We start from the raw sequence: 20,366 nt of genomic DNA on the forward strand, positions 1-20,366 counted from the left end.
CGCCCTTCCAGAGCATGTCGCTGACGGCGGGTGCGTCAGAAGGTCGAGGCCGGGATGTAGCGGCGGCGGAGCAGCGCGCGGTCGGCTTTGCCGACGACGGTGCGCGGGATCCGGTCGAACGCCAGGACCGCACCGGTCAGCCCGCGCGAGGCGAGGAGCTTGTCGACAGCGCTGACGGCGTCGTCGTCGGAGGCTCCCGGTGCCGCGCGCAGCACCACGAGCACGCGGTTGCTCAGGGTGTCCGTGTCGGCGGCGAGGCTGACGGACTCGGCAACCGGGCATTGCCGGGCAATGAGTTCGTCGAGGAAGGGAGCGGCCAGGGGGCCGCCCGTGGTCAGCACGAGGTCGGTGACGCGCCCGAGCAGGCGGAGGCTGCCGTCGTCCAGGCGCTGGGCGACGTCGCCGGTCCAGAAGTCGGGGCCACGGAAGGTGGCCGCATTGGCCTCGTCGTCGTCCAAGTAGCCGTTGCTGGTGCAGTCGGAGGTGAGCACCAGATGGCCGAGGTCGTCCCGGTCGTACCCGACAAGCGCCTCCAGACGGGCGCGAACGCCCGCGACCTCATGCATACCGCCGACGGTCTGCACCTCGTCCGCCATGTTGCCCAGGGCGAGGCCGAACTCGGTCGAGCCGTAGATGTGGCGGATGTGGATGCCGAGCACATCGGCAGCGGTGGCGATGAGGGCCGGGCTTGCGTACGCGCCGCCGCACATCGGGCGGCGCAGCCGGGAGAGATCGGTGCCGGGCCGTTGCCTGGCGGCCGCGACGATGTCCTCGTAGTGATTGGGCAGCATGCTGGTGTACGTGGCGCCGGTCGCGGCCAGCTGCGACAGCAGCGTCGCGGGTTCCGCGCCCGGATCGGCGAGGATCAGGCGGGCGCCGGCGAGCAGCGCCGCGAAGGCGTGCAGGTCGGTCGCGTGCGCCACGTCAAGGGTGTGCCGGCAGAAGAACGCGTCGCGCTCGGTCGCTTCGATATGGGCGATCCAGCGCCGGCGCTCGCGAACGAAGGGCTCTTGGCGCCACGTGACGAGCTTGGGCGCCTTCGTCGAGCCGGAGGTCCACAGCATCCGGAAGGTCCCCGGCGCGAACGCCCGTCCCTTTGGCGCCTCGCCGGCCGCGGCGCCGGAGGTCTGCAGCTCGGCGAGCTCCACGCGGGGCAGAGCGACGCCTGCGCGGTGGCGATTCTCGGGGCCGACCCAGAGCACGGGTTCCGTCATCCGCAAGGCACGGGTCACGGCGGCGGCGTCGAAGTCGGCGAGCAGCGGGACATAGGCGGCGCCGGCCGCGCAGAGTCCGAGCAGGAAGGCGATGTAGGAGGCGTCGTTGGCCAGGCCCGAGCAGACGACCACGCGACCCTCGGTGACGCCGCGGGCGCGCAGGCCGACCGCGATCCGGTCGGCCTGCGCGAGCAGTTCGGTGTACGAGGTGCGCTCGCCGGCTGTGGTCTCGACCGCGATCGCGTCCGGTTGGCGTCGCGCGATTTCGCCAATTGCTTTGTACAGCGCTGTCATTAAGAGACCCAGCCCGCATAGGTGGCGAAGCGGAAGTCCTTGGCGAGGCAATCGACGCTGCGGAATCCGGCGTCGCGCAGCCACTGCAATTGGGTTTCCAGGTCGATGCAGACGTCGAATTTCATCCGCTCGCGGCCGGCCGCCCATTCGTGCGCCGGCGCCTGCTCACGGGCCACGTGCAGTTCGTGCTGACTGTCGTAGAGGGATTCCAGGTGCGGCAGCGGGCCTTGAACCTGTTCGACGTTGACAAAGACGCCGCCGGGGCGCAGCACGTCGCGGATGCGCCCGAACAGGTGGCGCTTGTCGGTGTGGCTCAGGTGGTGGATCGCGAGACCGGAGACGACCGCGTCGAACTGCCCTTCCGGCAGCGGGTCGGTCAGGTCGCCGGCCTGCACCGTGACCCCTTCCTGGCTGGCGAAACGGCTGCGGGCCTGCGTCAGCATCAGTTCGGAGCGGTCGACAAGTACCACGTTCGCCCCAGGGAGTTCACGCAGGATCTCCGCACTCAGCAGACCGGTGCCGGCGCCCAGGTCGAGCACTCGTGGCACGGCCGGCACGGTCGCCGCGACGGTACGCACCGCGGCCTCGTAGATCAGGTCGAACGACGGGATCAACTGACGACGCAGCGCGTCGAACGTTGTCGGGTCCCAGAGGTCGTTTCCCTTGATCTCAAACGCTTGCGTCACGTCTTCTCTCCGTTCGTCACCATGCCGCCGCTGCGGAACCGTGGTGAGTATTGCGGCGCCAAAGAAGTGGTGTCAACGCCGTTGCTGTAAAGCGCAATGGCACTTTATTTTGCCCGTCTTCGCTTCTGCGCAGTTTCCTGGATGGCCGCTACTTCGCTGGCTAGCATGGTCTGCAATTTATGCGCGAGGAGTGTCCATGACGAACGAATTCGCGGCCCGCCCGGTCTGGAATGAGCAGCGCCCGAGCCCCATGCCGGTTCACCGCTACCGCTCGTACGCCGAGGAGGTCGAACCAGTTCTGCTGCCGGATCGGACCTGGCCGGACCGGACGATCACCCGTGCCCCGCTGTGGTGCTCGGTCGATCTGCGCGACGGTAACCAGGCCCTCGCCGTGCCGATGGACCCGGCCCGTAAGCACCGCTTCTTCCAACTGCTCGTGCGGATGGGCTACAAGGAGATCGAGGTCGGCTTCCCCGCGGCCAGCGCGACGGATCTCACGTTCGTCCGGGAGATCATCGAGAACGACGCCATCCCGGACGACGTCCGCATCCAGGTCCTCTCGCCGTGCCGGCCCGAGCTCATCGACCGCACGGTCGAGGCCGTCGCCGGGGCGCGCAAGGTGACCTTGCACATCTACAGCCCGACCTCCGAGCTGCAGCGCCGGGTGGTGTTCCGTCAGGAGCGGGCGCAGATCCGCGAGCTCGCCGTCGCGTCGGCCCGCCGTCTCGCCGCGGCCGCAGAGTCGCTGACCGGTGCCGACGTGCGCCTGCAGTATTCGCCGGAGTCGTTCACCGGCACCGAGCTGGGCTTCGCGGCCGAGGTCTGCAACGCGGTCCTCGACGTCTGGCAGCCCACCCCGCAGCGCCCGGCCACGATATGCCTGCCGGCCACGGTGGAGATGACCACCCCGAACACGTACGCCGACTCGATCGAGTGGATGAGCCGCAATCTGAAGCGGCGCGACTCGGTCATTCTCTCGCTGCACCCGCACAACGACCGCGGCACTGCCGTCGCCGCCGCCGAACTCGGCCTCGCCGCCGGCGCGGACCGCATCGAGGGCTGTCTGTTCGGCAACGGCGAACGCACCGGCAACGTCTGCCTCGTCACGCTGGGCATGAACCTGTTCAGCCGCGGCGTCGACCCCGAGATCGACTTCTCCGACCTGGGCGAGGTCCGCCAGGTCGTGGAGGAATGCACGGCACTGCCGGTGCACGAACGCCACCCGTGGGGCGGCGAGCTCGTCTTCACCGCCTTCTCCGGCGGCCACCAGGACGCCATCAGCAAGGGGATCTCGGCACTCGCCGACGAGGCCCAGTCAAGCGGCTACGACCTGCGCGACGAGCACTGGCAAGTGCCTTACCTGCCGATCGACCCCAGCGATATCGGCCGCGAGTACGAACCGGTCGTCCGGGTCAACTCGCAGTCCGGCAAGGGTGGCGTGGCGTTCGTGCTCAACGACTCCTACGGTCTGCATCTGCCCCAACAACTCCGCGCGGACTTCGCCGTCCTGGTCCAGCAGGTCACGGACCGCGAAGGCGGCGAGCTGAGCCCACAACAACTGCGTGAGCTTTTCGACACCGCGTACACACCCGTCCCCGACCGGCTGCGACTCCTCGACCACACGCCGTCCTCCGTGACGGTCAGCCTTGACGGCATTGACAAAGAATTACCCCTGATCGGGACCGCGCCGCTGCCCGCATTCGCCGACGCACTCATCCAACTCGGCCTGAAACTCAACATCACCGCGGCCACAGCACACGAACTGCCCCACGGCCGAGCAATCGCCTATCTGAACAGCGGTGGGACCTGGGCCATCGGGACCGGCGAAGACACCACCACAGCCGAACTCACCGCCGCCGTCGGCATCATCAACCAGACCCACCACTGACAAGGGCGAGGGTCAGCGCCGACCGGTCACGGGGTAAAGGCGGCACTGCCGGCGCTGGTGCAATTTTCTTGGTAAACGTCCATAGCTGCGTGATCGCACGGTGAAAGAATCTATTGATGGGCGCGATAAACAACTGAACTTGGACCGCGCGTACCGCCTCTGGGTAGGCTGACATCAATCGAAGCTGAGAGCATATTCGGCATTTCGCCGGAGGGGGAAAGCCGGAGACCTATCGGCGGTCCGAGGAAATGACGACCAAGAGGAATCCCGACATGCCTGATCCGCAGCAGAACGATTTCCCGCTCCTGGCCGATTTCACGGCGGCCCTCACCTCGGTGACCTTCGGGAAATGGCAAGAGCTCGTCGACGATTACGCCCGCCGCGCCGAGTTGGCCGGGGAGTGCCGACGGCTTGCGGACCTGGCCTTCCGCGGCCGCGACGCCGCAGCGCGCGCACACCTGCACGACGTACTCGCGGTCATCTACGCCTACGAGTTCAGCCAGTCCGCGGCGCGAAACCCCGACCAGGACCCCCAGCCGGTCCTGCGGGACGTCACGAGCATCCTTGAGAACGCCATGCTGGACAATGAGTTCCGGCAGGTGCCAAAGGAGCTGCTGAGCGGCTATCCCAGCGGCGAGAAGGAGTACGTGCGCTGGCTCAAGGCCCTCATCCAGGACCACCCGGCGAGCGTCCACCCGATGTACTCCGAGCACCTGACGTCCTCGGCGACCGTCGAGGACATACGCTTCCTGCTGGCCCAGGAGACCTCCCTGGATCCGCGCTTCGACGACATCCTCGCCATCATGCAGTTCGGCGCGACCGGCGCCGAGAAGATGGAGATCGCGTCCAACTACTGGGACGAGATGGGCAACGGCACGTTCGCCGACGTCCATACGACGCTCTTCTCCCAGTGCCTCACCTCGATCGGCGTCGACCAGGACTACGTCGAGTCGAATCTGCTGCCCGCCGCCAAGGAATGCGGCAACATCTCGGCCGGCCTCGCGCTCAGCCGCCGGCACTACCTGCGCGCCATCGGCTACTACGGCGTCACCGAGTTCCTTGCCCCCCGGCGTTTCCGCCAGTTGGTCACCGCATGGGACCGCCTCGGGCTCCCGACGGAGGGCAAGGTCTACCACGACATCCACATCAACGTCGACGCCCACCACGCGGCCGGCTGGTACAAGAACGTCATCGGGCCGGTCGTCGAGCGTGATCCCGCCGCCGGCCGCGAGATCGCACTCGGCACCTTCATGCGGCTCAACACCTCGGCGCACTACCTCGACCGAGTCCTTGAGGCATGTCTGAAGCAGCCCTGCCCCGCCTGAACCACCGCTGCCAACGACTCCTCCGAAAGGCCTCGACCGTGACGCTCAACTCGCAGCACTTTCAGATATTCGACCTCCCCGCGACGGGTGAGGACATTCTGAAGAGTTTCGACGACCTCGCCTTCGACCAGTACATCGGCAACGGCAACCGCTGGCGCCGATTCTCCCAGTACCGGCTCGAACACCGGGACGGTGCCTGGGACTTCGAGCGGCTCCCGCACCGCCCGTACGTCACCTATTCCAAGTTCAACCCGATCGCGGGCGGCCTCCGGCGGCACTACCAGCCGATCCAGATCGATCTGGTCGAGCACATCCGGGAGGCCTGCGCCCAGATCCCGTTGCCCGAGGACGACGTCTGGCAGATCAACGTCCACCAGTACCGGGTCATCGCCAACAAGGAGCTGCAGGGCGTCGTCGTCCCGGAGGGCGTGCACCAGGACGGCCACGAGTTCGTGGTGATCTCCGTCTACAACCGTGTCGGCATCACCGGCGCCGAGCTGACCCTGCGCGGCGCGGACGACAAGGAAGAGCCCATCTTCACCGCGACCCTGCCGACGGGGCAGGCCATCGCGTTCGACGACCGTGCGTTGTGGCACTACGTGACCGACATCGTGCCGATCGAGGAGGAGGGCCACCGCGACATCACGGTGGTGTCGTTCTCGCGCTGGAGCGAGCGCTGGTACGGCGAGGCCTTTGAGGAGGAAGCCATCAGTGAGGGCCGCGGATGACCACCCTCATGAAGTACCACGCCCTCGGCAATGACTACCTCGTTGCCGACCCGGAGCTCGGCGCGCCCGCGCCGGGCGCCACGGCCACCCGGGTCCTGTGCGACCGGCGCACCGGCGTCGGGGCGGACGGCGTGCTCTACGGCCCTCTCCCCGCCGCGGGTCCGGTGGCCGACCCGCAGGAAACGTTCGATGTACGGGTCTTCAACTCCGACGGTTCCGAGTGCGCGCGCAACGCGAACGGCTTGCGTATCTTCGCCCGATACCTGCGCGAGCACGGCCGCACGCGCCGCGACGAGATCACGCTGCGGACACCCGGCGGAGACGTAGGAGTGCGGCTCGGCAGCTCGGTCACCGCCGCCAGCACCATCGACCTGGGCTCGTGGACCCACCACAGTCCCGCATTGGCCGGCGGTGAGGAGATGATTGGCGTACCCCTAAAGATCGAGCCGGGCACCGAGGTGAACGCGACGGCGGTTCACAACGGCGTGCCGCATCTGGTCGCGCTGGTCGACGATGCGACCGCCGAGCTCGCCGCCCGGATCGGCCCGGGGATCGTCGGGTACTCCGGGTTCGCGGAGCGACCCAACGTCGAGCTGCTCACCGTCGAGGATCGGCGCACCGTGCGGATCCAGATTTGGGAGCGGGGTGTTGGTTACGCTCCGGCTTCCGGCAGCGGCGCCTGCGCCGCCGCTTGCGCCGCCTACCGGCTGGGGCTCACCGATCCCTCGGTGACCGTGGTCATGCCCGGCGGCACTGTGGCCGTGGAGATCACGAAGGACGAGCGGGTGCTGCTCTCCGGACCGAGCTCCTGCGTCGGCCAAGTGACATTGGCCGACGAGTTCGTGTCGCACCTGCGTGCGGAGCGGTCACAGTGAACCGGGACACCCGAGATCCGGCGCGGGCGGCGCCGGGCACTTCCGCGCCGGCAGGACGTGCCCTGAAGATCCTTCCCGGAGGCTGCCCGCTGGACTGCCCGGACGCGTGCTCCTGGCAGGTGGAGGTCGAGGACGGCGTCGCGGTGGGGCTGCGCGGCAACCCGGACCATCCGTACACCCGCGGAACCCTGTGCGTGAAGGTGAACCAGTATCTGGAGCACACGCGGGCACCCGACCGTCTGACGCATCCCCTGCGCCGGACAGGGCGCAAGGGCGAGGGGCGGTTCGAGCAAATCAGCTGGGACGAGGCGCTCGGCGAGATCGCCGACCGTCTCACGGAGGTGATCGACCGGTACGGCGGGCAGGCCATCTGGCCCTACCAGGGAACCGGGAACCTGGGCTTTCTGCAGGGCCTGCAGGGGCGCGCCGGCAGCCGGCTGTGGAACACCCTGGGCGCCTCCCACCACGACATGACGATCTGCTCGATCGCGGGCCTGGTGGGCACCGGTTACACGCTCGGCACCAGCCGGGGCATCGACCCGGAAGATCTGCGCCACGCCCGGCTGATCCTGTTGTGGGGCTGCAATACGCTCACCACGAGCCACCACCTGTGGAAGGTGCTGTCGCAGGCGCAGCGGTCCGGGGCGTACGTCGTGGCCATCGATCCGGTCCTGACCAAGACGGCCCGGCTCGCCGACGAGCATGTGCCGCTCAACCCCGGCACGGATGCCGCGTTCGCCCTCGGGCTGCTCAACGTGGTGCTATCGCTCGGCGCCGAGGACCGTGCCTACTTGGCGGAGCGCACGGTGGGCTGGCCCGAGTTCCGCGCACGCATCGAGCGGTTCACGCCGCAACGTACGGCGGAGATCTGCGGGCTACCCGTGGAGACGGTCGAGCGACTCGGGCGGCGCCTGGCCGTCACCCGGCCCACCGGGATGAAGGCGGCACAGGGGATCCAGCGGCACGCCGGGGGCGGCATGGCTCTCCGTACGCTGGCGGCGCTGCCCGGGGTGACGGGTGACTGGAACCTCCCGGGCGGGGGTCTGGCCTACTCGACGGACGGTTACTTCGGCGGCGACCGTGAAGCCCTCTTCCGTGACGACCTGCTGCCCGGGCCGGTACGAAGCCTCTCGATGACCCGCCTCGGCGAGGCGCTCACCACGGTCGACGATCCGCCGGTCAAGGCGTTGTTCGTCTACGGGGCCAACCCGGCCACGGCGGTGGGCGGCCAGGGCCAGGCGCGCGCGGGCCTGCTGCGCGAAGACCTGTTCACCGTGGTCATGGAGCATTTCCGCACCGACACGGTGGACTACGCCGACATCGTGCTGCCGGCCACGATGCAGACCGAGCACACCGATCTGCTCGACGGGTACGGGCACATGTACATCACATGGAACGAGCCCGCGGTCGCCCCGCCCGGCGAGTGCCTGTCGACCACGGAGACGTTCCGCCGGCTCGCGGCGCGGCTGGGCCTGACGGATCCGAGCCTCTTCGACTCCGACGAAGACCTCGCCCGGGAGCTGCTGTCCAGTGGCCACCCGTCGCTGGACGGCATCGACCTGGACCGGCTACGCCGGGAGGGCTATGCACGGCTCAACTATCCCAGTCCCTTCGTCCCGTTCGCGGACGGCTTTCCCACGCCGTCGGGGAAGCTGGAGTTCGTGTCCGCGTCGGCGGCCGCCGACGGGCACGACCCGCTGACCGGATACACGCCTCCCGTGGAGGCCGCGGATCCGGAGCTGGCACGCCGGCTCCCGCTGGTGCTCATCTCGTCGGCCTCGCACTTCTTCCTCAACACGACGTTCGCGAACAAGGAATCACTGGTGCGCCGGGCCGGCGCACCCTTCGTGGAGTTGCATCCCGACGACGCGGCGGCCCGGGGGCTGGTCGAGGGACAGCAGGTGCGGATCTTCAACGACCGGGGCGCCTTCACCGCGCAGTTGCAGGTGAGCGACGCGGTGCGGCCGGGGGTGGCCCGCACCACCAAGGGCTGGTGGTCGAAACTCACCGGGAACCTGGCCGGGGTCAACGCCACCGTGGCCGAGCGGGACTCGGACATGGGCGGCGGCGCCGTCTACCACGACAACCGCGTCGAGGTGTCCGCGACCGAGCAGCGAGGGTGAGGGATGGACGACACCGAGGCAAGACGCGCGGCGCTCCTCCTGGACGCACAGGACAAGGCGGAGGAACTGTTCGAGGAGATCGTGCGCCGGCAGCTGATCGTCGCCGGGAAGGGTGAGCGGGAACTCAGCGATCAGATCCGGGACTTGGCGCACGAGGTGATCGGCATCGAACGGTTCTGGCACAAGCGCATCGTGCGCGCGGGCCCGAACACCCTGCACCCTTACCGCGTGAACCCCCCGGACCGGCTGATCGCCGAGGACGACATGGTGTTCTGCGACTTCGGGCCGCTTCTCGAACAGTGGGAGGCTGATTTCGGGCGCACGTACGTGCTCGGTGACGACCCGGTGAAGCATCGTCTCCGCGACGACCTGCCGGTCGTCTTCGACGCCGGCCGCCGCTACTTCCGCGACCGTCCGGACATCACCGGCGCGCAGCTGTTCGCCGAGATGCAACGGCTGGCGGGCGGGGCGGGCTGGGAGATCGGCGCCACCCACGCCGGACACCTGGTCGGGGAGTTCCCGCACGAGCGCATCAACGGCGACGACATCGAGTACTACATCACCACCGGCAGCGACGAGCCGATGCGCCGCCCCGACCGTGCCGGGCGGCTCTGCCACTGGATTTTGGAGATCCACCTCGTCGACCGGTCCCGGGGGTTCGGCGGCTTCTACGAGCAGTTGCTGGACCTCGGCCGATGACGCCCGTCGAGCGCGAGTGGGGACGGAGACAGCGAAGTGCCTTGCGACCCCGTACGGCCGCCGCGACGTCCGCGGCGGCCGATGACTCGAACGTTACGGTGAGCCGGTCAGGCTGCGCTCCGGGGGGCCCGTGCGGGCTCGTCGACCAACGGGAACTGGCGGAGCGCCGTTTGGGCGACTGAGAACGCGGCCTCGACCACGTCAGCCGGCGTGCCCGGAGCGTAGATGAAGGAGACCGGCACGGGTCCGGGATGAAACGGCAACATGCCTCGGGGGACGGGCGTCAGATTCCACTTCTCGCCGCTGTTGGCGAGCAGGCCGATGACGCCGAGCCCTGCCCGGGTGGCCGCACGCAGCCCGGCCAGGTCGGGGCCTTCGTAGGCAACGTGCCAGGGAACTCCCTGGCTGTTGAGGGCGCTGACGATGTGGGTGCGCGTATTGCACGGCTCGGCGGGCAGCACCATCGGAATGGAACGGCCGGCGGCCAGGCTCGCGGCGTCGTGTGCGTACCAGGCCAGCTGCAGCGAGCCGAGCGAGCGGCTCCGTTCACCGCGGGAACGGCCGATGATGACGGCGACGTCGGTCTCCTGCTCGGCCGTCCGCGCGGCAATGTGCTCACTCGCCCCGATCCGCGCGGTCAGCGTGACGCGAGGCAAAGTGCGGGTGAGGCCGACGAGCAGGTCCTGCAGGGCGTCTTCCAACTGCTCCGAGACGCCTATGGTGAGCCGGAGGTCGTTTCTTGGTGCAGTCAACCGGGCCATTGCCTCGTCATTGACAGTGAGGATTTTGCGAGCATAGAAAAGTAATTCCTCACCGGCGTCGCTGAGTTCGAGCCGACCTCTGGTTCTGACAAAGACCGGGCCGTGCAGGACCGCCTCAAGCCGGCGAATGTGATAGCTTACTGCGGGCTGGGTCAGTGCGAGTGCATCCGCCGCCCGCCGGAAACTTCCCGTTTCCATTATCGTGCTCAGCGTTCGCAGTTGATTCACGTCGAGATTACGAGACGTGATTGTTCGTTCTGGGCTCATAGGTCTTCACTTTCGCATTCGGCAAGCCGCCTCGAACATCCCCCGAATTGCTCGAACTGATCTTCACGAAGAGCGGGTTCGCCCACATCCACAGGCGAGACGCTCATCGAGCGTTTCCTCCGTAATGACCGTGGTCATGTGCGATGCCCGTCATGGCAGGTTGGCGGGGCGCCGGGCACGTGGCGCAGATACGGCTGCGGGCGCCAACGGCGATGCCGAGCTGGAAGCGGTTGTTGATGCCTAACTCGTCCATCATGGAACGGAGCATGTAGGTCACGGTGCGACGGCTGACACCGAGCTGCCGGGCCGCGCTGGCATCGGTATGACCGGTGACCAGCAAGGCGATCAGCCTTTCGTGGCGGTTCTCGATCGTCTCACTCGGACTGTACGGAAGTACGGTGATGGCGCGTTGCTGTAATTGGTCACAATTGTCGCACATTGCCCGAATCAATCTGAGGTTGTCATATCGGTCGAATGATGAAGGGCACCCGGCCCTACCCTTTGGGGCAGAACAGCCGGACGATCGCGCATGCTTGAGCGGGACTGATGCCGGTCCGTGCGGGTGCCGGCACTGCTGAAAGACGCCGCTGGCGGCGAAATGTCTCAGCGAGCGACGAAGCCGGGGGTGATGGCCTCGCCCGCCTCCATGACGACCACTTCTCGGTCTCCTCGAACAGGACAACGATGTCAAGTGGGATCTTTGTACGCGGCAGGATCTGAACCAGGCTGCCGTAGGCGATCTGTTCGGAGTGAGGCCGCACCTGTTGCGGCGGGAGCGGCTTCGGTCTCGGGGCCGGCCGTCGGGGGCGCTGTGGCAGATGTCGCTGAAACGGCGGCGTTCGACATTGACTGCGCCGGAGCCGGTTCGGCGGCAGCCGCCCCTCCCCCCGGCGCTTCACTGGATGCCCGACGCTCACTCTGAGCCATCTGCCCCTCCTTAGCATGTGTTCACGCATTTGCCTCGCGAGCCAAATCTCACACCGGCACGCGAATTGAATGGCGGTCACTTTCGCCCGGTCAGCCTCGGCTGGCCGCCGCATTAATGTCAAGCAATCTCGTGACCATTCTCCGCTCTGTCACTTCACTTCGGGCGACAAAGACAACTGACTCTGGGTCAAACAGGCAGCGCAAGGTGGCGAGATGTCCACAGTAGGCGCGGTAAGTGATCTATTTCCGGGGGTGAACGGGCAGCAACCGGACCCGGAACCAGGCGATCCGGGTCCAAAGTCCGCCCCTCAATTTCCCGGCCCTGAGTGACGTCGGCCACCTTCATGTAACGGCGGCATAAGTGAACGGCGGACGGCCCCGCGGACGCCCGTTTTACCGTCCGCCTCGGCCGGGCCGCTTTCACGGGCGTGCCCGGTAAGGCGTCGAGTAGTGCTGGACTCCGCTTTGGCTGGTAATACGTCCTGGTGGCGGGGTGGTTCGCTTACTCGGGGGCGGGCTGCACATGGTGTTACGGGCACGGCTGAGCTACGCGGGACGTGCTCGGGGCAGTCCAGCCGGTGGTGAGCGAGCCGCTCACCAATGCCTGCAAATACGCGCCTGGGCCCTGCGTCTTGAACCTGCTGCTGGCCGGGCAGACGTTGGAGATCACTGTGACGGACTCCAGCCTGAGCTGCCATCCGCCTGGACGGCCGATCCCGGCCGGGTGGGCCGGCACGGCCTGGAGATCGTGAAGGCGATGTGCGGCGGCTTCGACGTCCACCGCGCGCCGACCGGCAAATCCATCAGGGTCCGTCCGTCGATTGCGTCTTCGGCCTGAACCGGCGCCCACAGGCAACCCCCGTCACCAATTTCAGCCCTGCGATCGCCGCCGACGCTTGTGTGGCCGTGCTCCATTCCACCGAGAGGGAGGGGGTGGTCAGCGCCCTCACGGTCCATGCCGGTCCGCGTCGGCACATCTGCGTGAACGATGCACATGAGCCGCCCCGCCAGAACAGCTCGATCAGTCAGGAGCTCTCGCACGCGTTGCTGCTCCATCCCCCTGGGCCGGCACGCGACGCAACAGGGTGTCGGCACTGGGACGGCGACGTTGAAGACGAAGCTGACTGGCTTGCCGGAAGCCTCTTGATCACGAATGAGGACGCGTGGTCAATCGCGCGTGGTCGCATGAGTGACGACGAAGCCCCCTCGGGCTGCCGAGAAGGGTCTGAAGCGGGCGGCCGCGGGCGCTGGCCGATCCCTGGGTCAACGCGGCAAATGCCGTGTCCGCCCTCCTCGGCGTCTCGCTTTCGAGGGGCAGTGGCCGACAGTGGTCCCGCTGGGATTCCGCTCGGGTGTCTCGGTTGGCAGGCGTCGACGTTGCGCCTCGGAATGCGCCCTTGGCGGTGACGGCATGACGGCTGACGCATACCTGGTGATCCGCTGCGACGCCGAAAACCCCGCCGAGTCCGACGGCCGCTGCGGCTCTGAGGGCAGTTGGCCGGTCTGGGTCAGGCTCGGCTGGTAATCCCCCCGTTAATAATGCGCGCGGCGGAACCTATCCGATTCTTGTCATTTTAGTCAAGGCCTTCGGGCGGTGACCTGCGTTTATAAAATTTATTAATCGGCGCTTCGGAACGCACGATTGCGAGGCGGTCGACTATAAGAAAGTTTAATCATCGTCCGGAGCGTAATTTCGTGGGCTGGCCGTATATTTTGATCATCTCACCCGGGGGATCGATTGGAGCTTTTACCATGCTCGAAGTAATTCATCATGTCCGGCGCCCCGGTGTCGGGCCGACCGTGTTGTTCGTCCCGGGCCTGGGAATGACCTCGCACTGTTTCGCGCACATGGCGGCCGGCCTCGGCCCGGACTACGACGTCGTCACCGTGGACTTGCGCGGGCATGGGGCCAGCCCGGAACCCCCGCTCGGCTGGACCCTCAAGGACGCCGCGACCGATCTGGCGCAGGTCGTCGAGCAGCTCGACCTGCACGACGTCACGCTCGTCGGGTGGTCGCTCGGCGCGACCGTCACCTACAACTACCTCGACCGGTATGGGACCGACAGGGTCTCCCGGCTGGTCTCCGTGGAGATGTCGCCACACTTGCTGCGGGAGGAGGGCTGGGAGCACGCGGCGTTCGGTGGTCTGGACGCGGCTGGCGCGCTGCAGGCGACCCAGCAGCAGTGGACCGACCCGGACACGTACCTCACAGCCCTGATCGAGAACTGCTTCGCGTCCGGGAGTGAACCCGAACCCGGCGCACTGCAGCCGCTGTTGGCCGAATCGCTCAAGACTTCACGGCTGGCCCTGCTGGCCCTGTGGGGCGGGGTCCTCACCCAGGACTGGCGCGAGCGGATCGGTGTGCTGACGCTGCCGACCTTGCTGCTGCACGGGGCGAAAAGCCGGATCTTTCCCACCGAGGTCGGCAAGTGGCTGCTGGGTGCGTTCCCCGATGCCCGGCTGGAGATGTTCTCGGAGAGTGGCCACGCTCCCTTCATCGAGGAACCGGACCGGTTCGTTCGCGTGCTCCGCGACTTCATGGACGGGACGGCGGGCGCGTGAGTAGGCTGCGCGGCAACCCTTGGGCGACGCTGGTGGTGTTGTCCCTGGGCTACTTCATGACTTTGCTGGACTCGACGATCGTGACGATCGCGATCCCCAGCATCATCGACTCGATGCACGCCACGCTGCCCCAAGTGCTGTGGGCGTTGAACAGCTACATCATCGCCATCACCGTACTGTTGATCACCGCGGGCCGCTTGGGCGACCGGTACGGCCCGCGGCAGATATTCGTCGTGGGCGTCCTGCTCTTCACCGTCGCGAGCCTGCTGTGCGGGCTCGCGACGGTACCCGGCATCCTGGTGGGTGCCCGCGTGCTGCAGGGTGCCGGCGCCGCGCTGCTCATGCCGCAGAGCCTGACCCTGATCGTGGCCTCTTTCCCGCGCGAGCGGCGCGGCACGGCACTGGGGGTGTGGGGCGCGATCGGCGGTGTGGCCTCGGTGCTCGGCCCCTCTCTCGGCGGCCTGTTGATCAACGCGGCCGGCTGGCGATGGATCTTCCTCGTCAACCTGCCGATCGGCGTGCTCGTCGTTGTGGCGAGCCTGATGATCGTCCCGGACCTGCGGACGGGCCGGCAGCACTCCTTGGACCTGCTCGGCGTCGGTATCGCCTCGGTGGCCCTCGCCTGCTTCGCCTACGCCGTGACCAACGGCGCGGATCACCACTGGGGCCCCCTCGTCTGGGCACTGCTGGTGGCAGCCGCGCTCTTCGGCGCGGGCTTCACCGTCCGCCAGCGGCATCGCCAGGACAGTGATCCGCTGGTGCCCTTCGCCCTCTTACGGATCCGCAGCTACACCGTGACGCTCGGGATCGCCGCGGCGATCACCGGTGCCACCTTCGCCATCATGGTGGTGACCGCGCTGTACTTCCAGGCGGTACTCGGCCTGAGCGCCTTCCGGGCAGGGCTGATCCTGGCGCCGGCGTCGGCGATGTCCGTGCTGATCGCCCTCGTCGCCGGCCGGCTGGCCGACCGGATCGAGGGCCGGCACATCCTGCTGACCGGCATGGTCGTACAGGGCGCCGGCATCCTGTGGACCGCGCTGCTGATGACGGGCTCGGTGCACTGGACGGCCTTCCTGGCCCCGATGGCGGTCATCGGCATGGGCAACGGCTGCTCGATCGCGCCGAGGACGACGGTCGCCATGCGCGACGTCCCCCAGGCATTGACGGGTGCGGCCTCCGGGATCCTGGAAACGATGCGACAGCTGGGTGCGATGGTCTTCACCGCGGGCGTCGTGGCGCTTATGCAGGGTCTGCCGTCGGTGACGGGCGGCAGCGGTGCGGCGATGCGCGCCGCTGCGGTCCTGCCGATCGCGGCGCTGGCTCTCGGCGCCGTCGCCTGCCTGGCGCTGCCGCGCGAGGCAGCTGAGCCTGCCGTGCATGCCCGGCCGATGCCGTCGGACTGACGGCGACCGACCTGAGGAGTGCGGCATTCCCGGCGGCGAACAGGACTCAGGACAAGTCCTGTCGTCCCTGGTCAGCGGCACTCCTCTCGCGTTTGGTCAGGCTAGCTTCCGGAACCGCTCTGTCCGGGAGTGTTGTGGAGGAGAAAGCTGATGTTCTCGTGGACGGATGCGTGATCGTTGGCCGCGAACAGGGCATGGCCTGCTCGCCAGTACCGGATGCGCAGGCCTTCGTACTCGAAGACCTTCGGAGCCCGGCGGCGGTCGAGGTCGATCGAGGTGACGGCCTCGGGGTGTGGGAAGGCATATGACGGCCAGGCGAAGGGAGCGTCGGTCGGGCCGTTGAAGAAGCCCACGCCGTAGTGGTCGCCGGTCGGCCGAGGGCGGCCCGGGGCGCGGCCGTTGAGCATCGCGTCGAAGTAGGCCTCGTACGGACGTATCTCGTAAGCCGATTCGAGCAGCTCGACAACGCGGTCGCCGGGGTAGCGGGTGTGGATCTCGACAAGCTCGATCCGGTCGTCGAGCAACTTGATCTCGGCGTGCATCGGCGAAGTGACGAAGCCCAGCGCCGACACGACGGCCTGGAGGTACTCCTCGACCTGCGCGGTCCGCTCCTGCGTGTGCTTGCTGGGCACCACGTGGCCGACTTCTTCGAAGTGCGGCATACCGGTGTTGACCTTGTCGGTCAGGGTGAACAGCGTGAGCTTGCCGTCCACGACGAGCCCCTCGGCGCTGATTTCGGGGCCCGGCACGTACTCCTCGACGATGACCTCGTGCGTACGGTGGTCCCCGGCGAGGTGAGCCACCCGGGCGTCACGCTCGTCGCGATTGCTCTCGGCCAGGTCGTACGGCTCGAAGACGCGCGCCAGCTCGGAATGGTCGGCGACGAACGTCACGCCGTGGCTGCCGCTGAACGATCGCGGCTTGACCACCACCGGCGGCTCCAGGCCGCCGAGCAGGTCCTCGGGGAAAAGTAGCGAACTCCGGTGAAAACCAACCTGGGTGAGCCCGTGCTCGCGCAGCACTTCGCGGGTCTCCGCCTTGTCCAGGACGCGGGCCTCGACGGCGGACGGCGTGCCGGGGATGCCGAGTTGCTCGCGCACGACCGCCGCCAGCTCCATGGAGAACTCGGTGATGGCAAGGACTGTGGCCGGCTCGGTGTCGCGCACGCAGTCGGCGATGAGCAACGGGTCGAGCGCCTTGACGGCCCGGGTCTGCACGGCGGTCTGTTCGCCGATCTGAGCGAGGGACTCGGGCGTGTCGACGACGAGGAGGGAGGCTCCGAGTGTGGCCGCGTCACGGACGGCGTCGTCCAGTTCGTAGACGCTCCACGGGACTCCCACGAGCACGACAGTCTTAGTGTTCATCCCGCTATTTTCCATACACAACAGTGCGTCGACAACATCGGATACTTGCAGGAATTGTTATCGGCCGATCAAAAATCATTATTGGACCGCTTCGTCGCAGGTTGCATAAGATTTATTTGACCTAGTGCCACACGATGTGCGAATTATTCGAATGAATCGACATTGTATTTCGCACGTGGCTGTTTCCCTTCACCGATGTGCCAGGAGAATCATGATCGGAACCATCGACCGGGAGACCCTGCTCGCTCACGCCCGGATGATCGCCTCGTCCGGCGGGAAGGCAGTCCCCGACGGGGCGAAAGAGCTTTCCGACCTGGAGATCTGTGGTCCTGCCGAGATAACGGCGATGACCCGGGCGGCGGCCGAACGTGACGGAAGCGTGCTCGTCTCCAGCGGCGGCACCACGGGCACCCCGAAGCTGACCTACCTGCCCCACCACATGGCCTTTGACCGACTCCTGCCGGTCTGGCGCCCGCTGGGCATCGGCGACGTCGTGCTCAACCTTTACGACGCGGGCCGTATGTGGGGCACCCACTATTTCGTCCAGAAGCTCGCCGAGCGCACCGAATCCACGGTGATCCCCTCGGGACCGATGACGGCCGAGGAGCTCGAACTCCGGCTTCCGATGCTCCGTGACGTCGGCGTCAGTGCTCTGGCCAGCGTTCCGTCCGTTCTCGCCGACTTCGCCGAGACCGTGCTCAAGACCGGCGTGAAGCCGCCGGTCAAGACCATCATCTGGATGGGCGAGGCATGGACGGAGTCCAAGCGGGAATTGGTTCGACGGGCCTTTCCCGACGTGCAGTTGTGGGGCATCTACGGCTCGGTCGAGACCTGGGCGATGGGGTCCACCCGGCCGGGGTGCGACGAGACGACGCTCCATCTGCTCGCGGATGAGATCTTCGAGCTGGAAGAAGCGGGTGCCTTGCTGACCCGGGCCGGCGATGGATGGACCGTGCCCGTCGTTCGTTACCGCCTCGGTGACCGCATCGAGGCAGCGGAGTGCCGCTGCGGACGCGGCGACGCTTTTCGGGTCCTGGGACGTGCTGACGATGGCTTCAGCCTTCTCGGTAACTATGTCAACGTCGCGGATATCGTCGAGTCCGCCCGGCAGTGCCCGGACGTCGTGGATGCCCAGCTCGTGTTGGTCCGCGACACCGACACGGCAGACTCGGCGCGTTCGATGACCGTCGAATACACCGGGGCGGCCGCCCCCGAAGTCGTCAGGAGCTGGCTGGCGGGGAGCAACGTGCGACTCGGCACCGTCGACAGCCAGCACCCCGAGGCGATCTCCGCCCGCCGGGTCGACCGTTTGCGCCGCATCACGAGGACGAACAAGACGCCCGACGCGGTGTGGCAGGACGCACTGGGAAGCGGTTCTTAGGCCGGGGTGAGTTCGGGGGTGTTGTTGCGGAGCTTGCGTTGGGCCAGCTCCGCGAGGACCTGGGGGACGCGTTCGCCGCGGATGAGGGCCTCCAGGATGGCCCGTCCGGCGAAGCCAGTAGTCAGAGGTCGCTTCGATCACGACCAGGGTGACTCGGGCGGCGGGCAAGTGATCGCGCAGGGCGAGTACCGCGTTCGTCATCGATCCCCGGGTGGTGGTCTCGGTAGTGAATGACCCCCGCCGCTTGGCCAACGCGATCTCTTCCCGGTCTTCCGCGGCGGCCTTCGACTCTTCCGCGTGCTTCGCCCCGCAACTTTGCGCAGGACGTGGTCTTCACGGCACCCCTGTCGGCCGCTCCGCTGCCCCGACAGGGGAACTCACCCCGCCGCGACCTGCTCGCCCTGCCGGGGCGCCGACGGCGCGTCCGCCCCCTCGCGGCGGTCGATCAGCGACAGGAGCGGGCCGGTCATCGAGGTGGTGACCACCGCCGCCCCAGCAGCGCCAGATACAGGCTGGAGGTGAACACTCCGGCGCTGTACGCGGCCTGGAGCAGGGCGATCTCGGTGAGCCCCCGGGACTCCGCCACGTCCGCCGCCCGGACGGACGGGGCCTTCGACGTGTCCTTTGCCGATTGGGCGTGGCCGGACGTGACGTTTCTTGATCGGTTTGCGCTGTGTTTCAGCAGGGCCGGTACGGCCGGTCCACGAATCACGGAAGGAGCGCATGTGCGCTTCACACACGCTGCGTTGACAGTCGGGCTCGCGGTTGCGACGAGCTTGTCACTGGCGGGGACCGCCAGCGCGGGGGGAACGGTGGAGGCGGGCCGGATCACCGCCACGGACTACTCTGCGGGGTCGCCCGCCACCGTCGCGCTGGACCCGGCGACCGGCTCCGTCACCACCACGTTCGCCCAGGCCGCGCAGGACGGGGTCCTCTCGCCCAAGGGCTCCCGGGTGGCGTACATCCAACGCCGGGACACGTGCATACCGCAGGCCGAGGGCTGCATGTACGCCCGCGACCTGGTGATCGCCGACGCCGACGGCAGTGACCGGCGCGTCCTGGCCGAGGGCGTCCAGCCCGAAGACGCCACCGCGCCGTACGTCGGACACCCTGACTGGTCCCCGAGCGGTAAGCGGATCGTCTACGACAGCCCTCGCGGCCTGGAGTGGATCGCCACGGACGGCACTGGTGCTGAGGTGCTCACCACCTCCGGCAGCCACGGCACGTTCTCCCCGGACGGCCGGAGCATCGCCTTCCTGAAGGCCACCTCATACGAGACGCCCAGCGGCTGGGAGTACGGCTCCGACGTCTACATCCTGGACCTGGCCACCCGCCAGGTCCGCGCCGTCACAGCCGACCACCAGGCATTGTCGACGCCCGCCGACTGGTCCCCCGACGGGCAGCGCGTCGTCCACTCCACCGGGCACGGTCTGCGGATCACGGAGGTCGCGACCGGCGCCGCCACCGAGCCGCAGTGGCCGATGCCCCTCTCCAGCATCCAGAACCCGGTCTTCTCCCCCGACGGCAACCGGATCGCCTTCACCGCCGTCGACGACTTCGCCGGCACAAGCGGCGTCTATGTCGACGCCGCCGATGGCGGGAACCTCCGCGTGCTCACCGACCGTCCCGTGACCCTCACGGACTGGCTGGCCAACTAGGGTCGCAGGACCCCGGCCCCGGCAGGCTTCGGCGGCCGTCCGTCCCGGCGGGCGTGCGGCCGCCAACAGTATGATCGGCGCATGATGCCACGAAGGGCCGATGCCGCGTAGGTCCCCGCATGCGCTTCGGGTCAGGCCGCCCGATCGCCAAAGCCGCAGTCGGATCAGCACGTTGCTCATCGGCACTTGCCCTGGGTCACCTGTATGCACT

At 67.7% G+C, this 20,366-nt stretch carries 16 protein-coding genes; 11 read left to right on the plus strand and 5 right to left on the minus strand.

Features of this window, described 5'->3' with window-relative positions; all coding sequences use genetic code 11:
• Positions 1 to 35: 35 nt before the first annotated feature.
• Together AB0D12_RS20150 and AB0D12_RS20155 are read right to left on the minus strand one after the other, a co-directional pair.
• Entirely contained in the window at positions 36 to 1,508 is a 1,473-nt protein-coding gene (locus AB0D12_RS20150) for a class I adenylate-forming enzyme family protein (protein WP_362684359.1), read from the minus strand.
• Positions 1,508 to 2,194, minus strand: a complete 687-nt coding sequence (locus AB0D12_RS20155) for a class I SAM-dependent methyltransferase (RefSeq protein ID WP_362684362.1) — start codon at positions 2,192 to 2,194, stop codon at positions 1,508 to 1,510. The genes AB0D12_RS20150 and AB0D12_RS20155 overlap by 1 nt, the downstream gene beginning before the upstream one ends.
• A 196-nt stretch (positions 2,195 to 2,390) precedes the next feature.
• Between AB0D12_RS20155 and leuA the strand changes: the two genes are divergently transcribed.
• From leuA to AB0D12_RS20185, 6 genes are all read left to right on the plus strand, one after another.
• Complete coding sequence (gene leuA / locus AB0D12_RS20160; RefSeq protein WP_362684365.1) at positions 2,391 to 4,082, plus strand: 2-isopropylmalate synthase; 1,692 nt, start codon at positions 2,391 to 2,393, stop codon at positions 4,080 to 4,082.
• Positions 4,083 to 4,354: 272 nt separating this feature from the next.
• Positions 4,355 to 5,407, plus strand: a complete 1,053-nt coding sequence (locus AB0D12_RS20165; RefSeq protein WP_362684367.1) for an iron-containing redox enzyme family protein — start codon at positions 4,355 to 4,357, stop codon at positions 5,405 to 5,407.
• A gap of 38 nt (positions 5,408 to 5,445) precedes the next feature.
• Entirely contained in the window at positions 5,446 to 6,135 is a 690-nt protein-coding gene (locus AB0D12_RS20170; RefSeq protein WP_362684369.1) for a 2OG-Fe dioxygenase family protein, read from the plus strand.
• Positions 6,132 to 7,010 carry a diaminopimelate epimerase gene (dapF, locus tag AB0D12_RS20175; protein ID WP_362684371.1) on the plus strand — a complete coding sequence of 293 codons (879 nt, stop codon included), beginning with the start codon at positions 6,132 to 6,134 and terminating at the stop codon, positions 7,008 to 7,010. Before AB0D12_RS20170 ends, dapF begins: the two co-directional genes overlap by 4 nt.
• Complete coding sequence (locus AB0D12_RS20180) at positions 7,007 to 9,133, plus strand: molybdopterin oxidoreductase family protein (protein ID WP_362684373.1); 2,127 nt, start codon at positions 7,007 to 7,009, stop codon at positions 9,131 to 9,133. The genes dapF and AB0D12_RS20180 overlap by 4 nt, the downstream gene beginning before the upstream one ends.
• Before the next feature lie 3 nt (positions 9,134 to 9,136).
• Complete coding sequence (locus AB0D12_RS20185) at positions 9,137 to 9,832, plus strand: M24 family metallopeptidase (protein WP_362684375.1); 696 nt, start codon at positions 9,137 to 9,139, stop codon at positions 9,830 to 9,832.
• 107 nt (positions 9,833 to 9,939) lie between these two features.
• Here AB0D12_RS20185 and AB0D12_RS20190 read toward each other — a convergent pair whose 3' ends face one another.
• Both AB0D12_RS20190 and AB0D12_RS20195 read right to left on the minus strand, forming a co-directional pair.
• On the minus strand, positions 9,940 to 10,860 hold the full coding sequence (locus AB0D12_RS20190) for a LysR family transcriptional regulator (protein ID WP_362684377.1): 921 nt from the start codon (positions 10,858 to 10,860) through the stop codon (positions 9,940 to 9,942).
• Positions 10,861 to 10,963: 103 nt separating this feature from the next.
• Complete coding sequence (locus AB0D12_RS20195) at positions 10,964 to 11,299, minus strand: LuxR C-terminal-related transcriptional regulator (protein ID WP_362684379.1); 336 nt, start codon at positions 11,297 to 11,299, stop codon at positions 10,964 to 10,966.
• 1,421 nt (positions 11,300 to 12,720) lie between these two features.
• Between AB0D12_RS20195 and AB0D12_RS20200 the strand changes: the two genes are divergently transcribed.
• The 3 genes from AB0D12_RS20200 (at position 12,721) to AB0D12_RS20210 (ending at position 15,752) form a co-directional block, all read left to right on the plus strand.
• Positions 12,721 to 13,194, plus strand: a complete 474-nt coding sequence (locus AB0D12_RS20200; protein ID WP_362684666.1) for an ImmA/IrrE family metallo-endopeptidase — start codon at positions 12,721 to 12,723, stop codon at positions 13,192 to 13,194.
• Positions 13,195 to 13,539: 345 nt separating this feature from the next.
• Positions 13,540 to 14,349, plus strand: a complete 810-nt coding sequence (locus AB0D12_RS20205; RefSeq protein WP_362684381.1) for an alpha/beta hydrolase — start codon at positions 13,540 to 13,542, stop codon at positions 14,347 to 14,349.
• Positions 14,346 to 15,752 carry a DHA2 family efflux MFS transporter permease subunit gene (locus AB0D12_RS20210; protein WP_362684383.1) on the plus strand — a complete coding sequence of 469 codons (1,407 nt, stop codon included), beginning with the start codon at positions 14,346 to 14,348 and terminating at the stop codon, positions 15,750 to 15,752. Before AB0D12_RS20205 ends, AB0D12_RS20210 begins: the two co-directional genes overlap by 4 nt.
• Positions 15,753 to 15,853: 101 nt before the next feature.
• Here the strand turns inward: AB0D12_RS20210 and AB0D12_RS20215 are convergent, their stop codons facing one another.
• Positions 15,854 to 17,116, minus strand: a complete 1,263-nt coding sequence (locus AB0D12_RS20215) for an ATP-grasp domain-containing protein (protein ID WP_362684385.1) — start codon at positions 17,114 to 17,116, stop codon at positions 15,854 to 15,856.
• A gap of 124 nt (positions 17,117 to 17,240) precedes the next feature.
• On the opposite strand from AB0D12_RS20215, the gene AB0D12_RS20220 reads away from it, so the two are divergent.
• Positions 17,241 to 18,497 carry an AMP-binding protein gene (locus AB0D12_RS20220; protein WP_362684388.1) on the plus strand — a complete coding sequence of 419 codons (1,257 nt, stop codon included), beginning with the start codon at positions 17,241 to 17,243 and terminating at the stop codon, positions 18,495 to 18,497.
• Positions 18,498 to 19,222: 725 nt separating this feature from the next.
• Entirely contained in the window at positions 19,223 to 20,155 is a 933-nt protein-coding gene (locus tag AB0D12_RS20225) for a hypothetical protein (RefSeq protein WP_362684391.1), read from the plus strand.
• Positions 20,156 to 20,366 lie beyond the last annotated feature (211 nt).

Source organism: Streptomyces sp. NPDC048479 (assembly GCF_040651435.1).
Classification (GTDB): domain Bacteria; phylum Actinomycetota; class Actinomycetes; order Streptomycetales; family Streptomycetaceae; genus Streptomyces.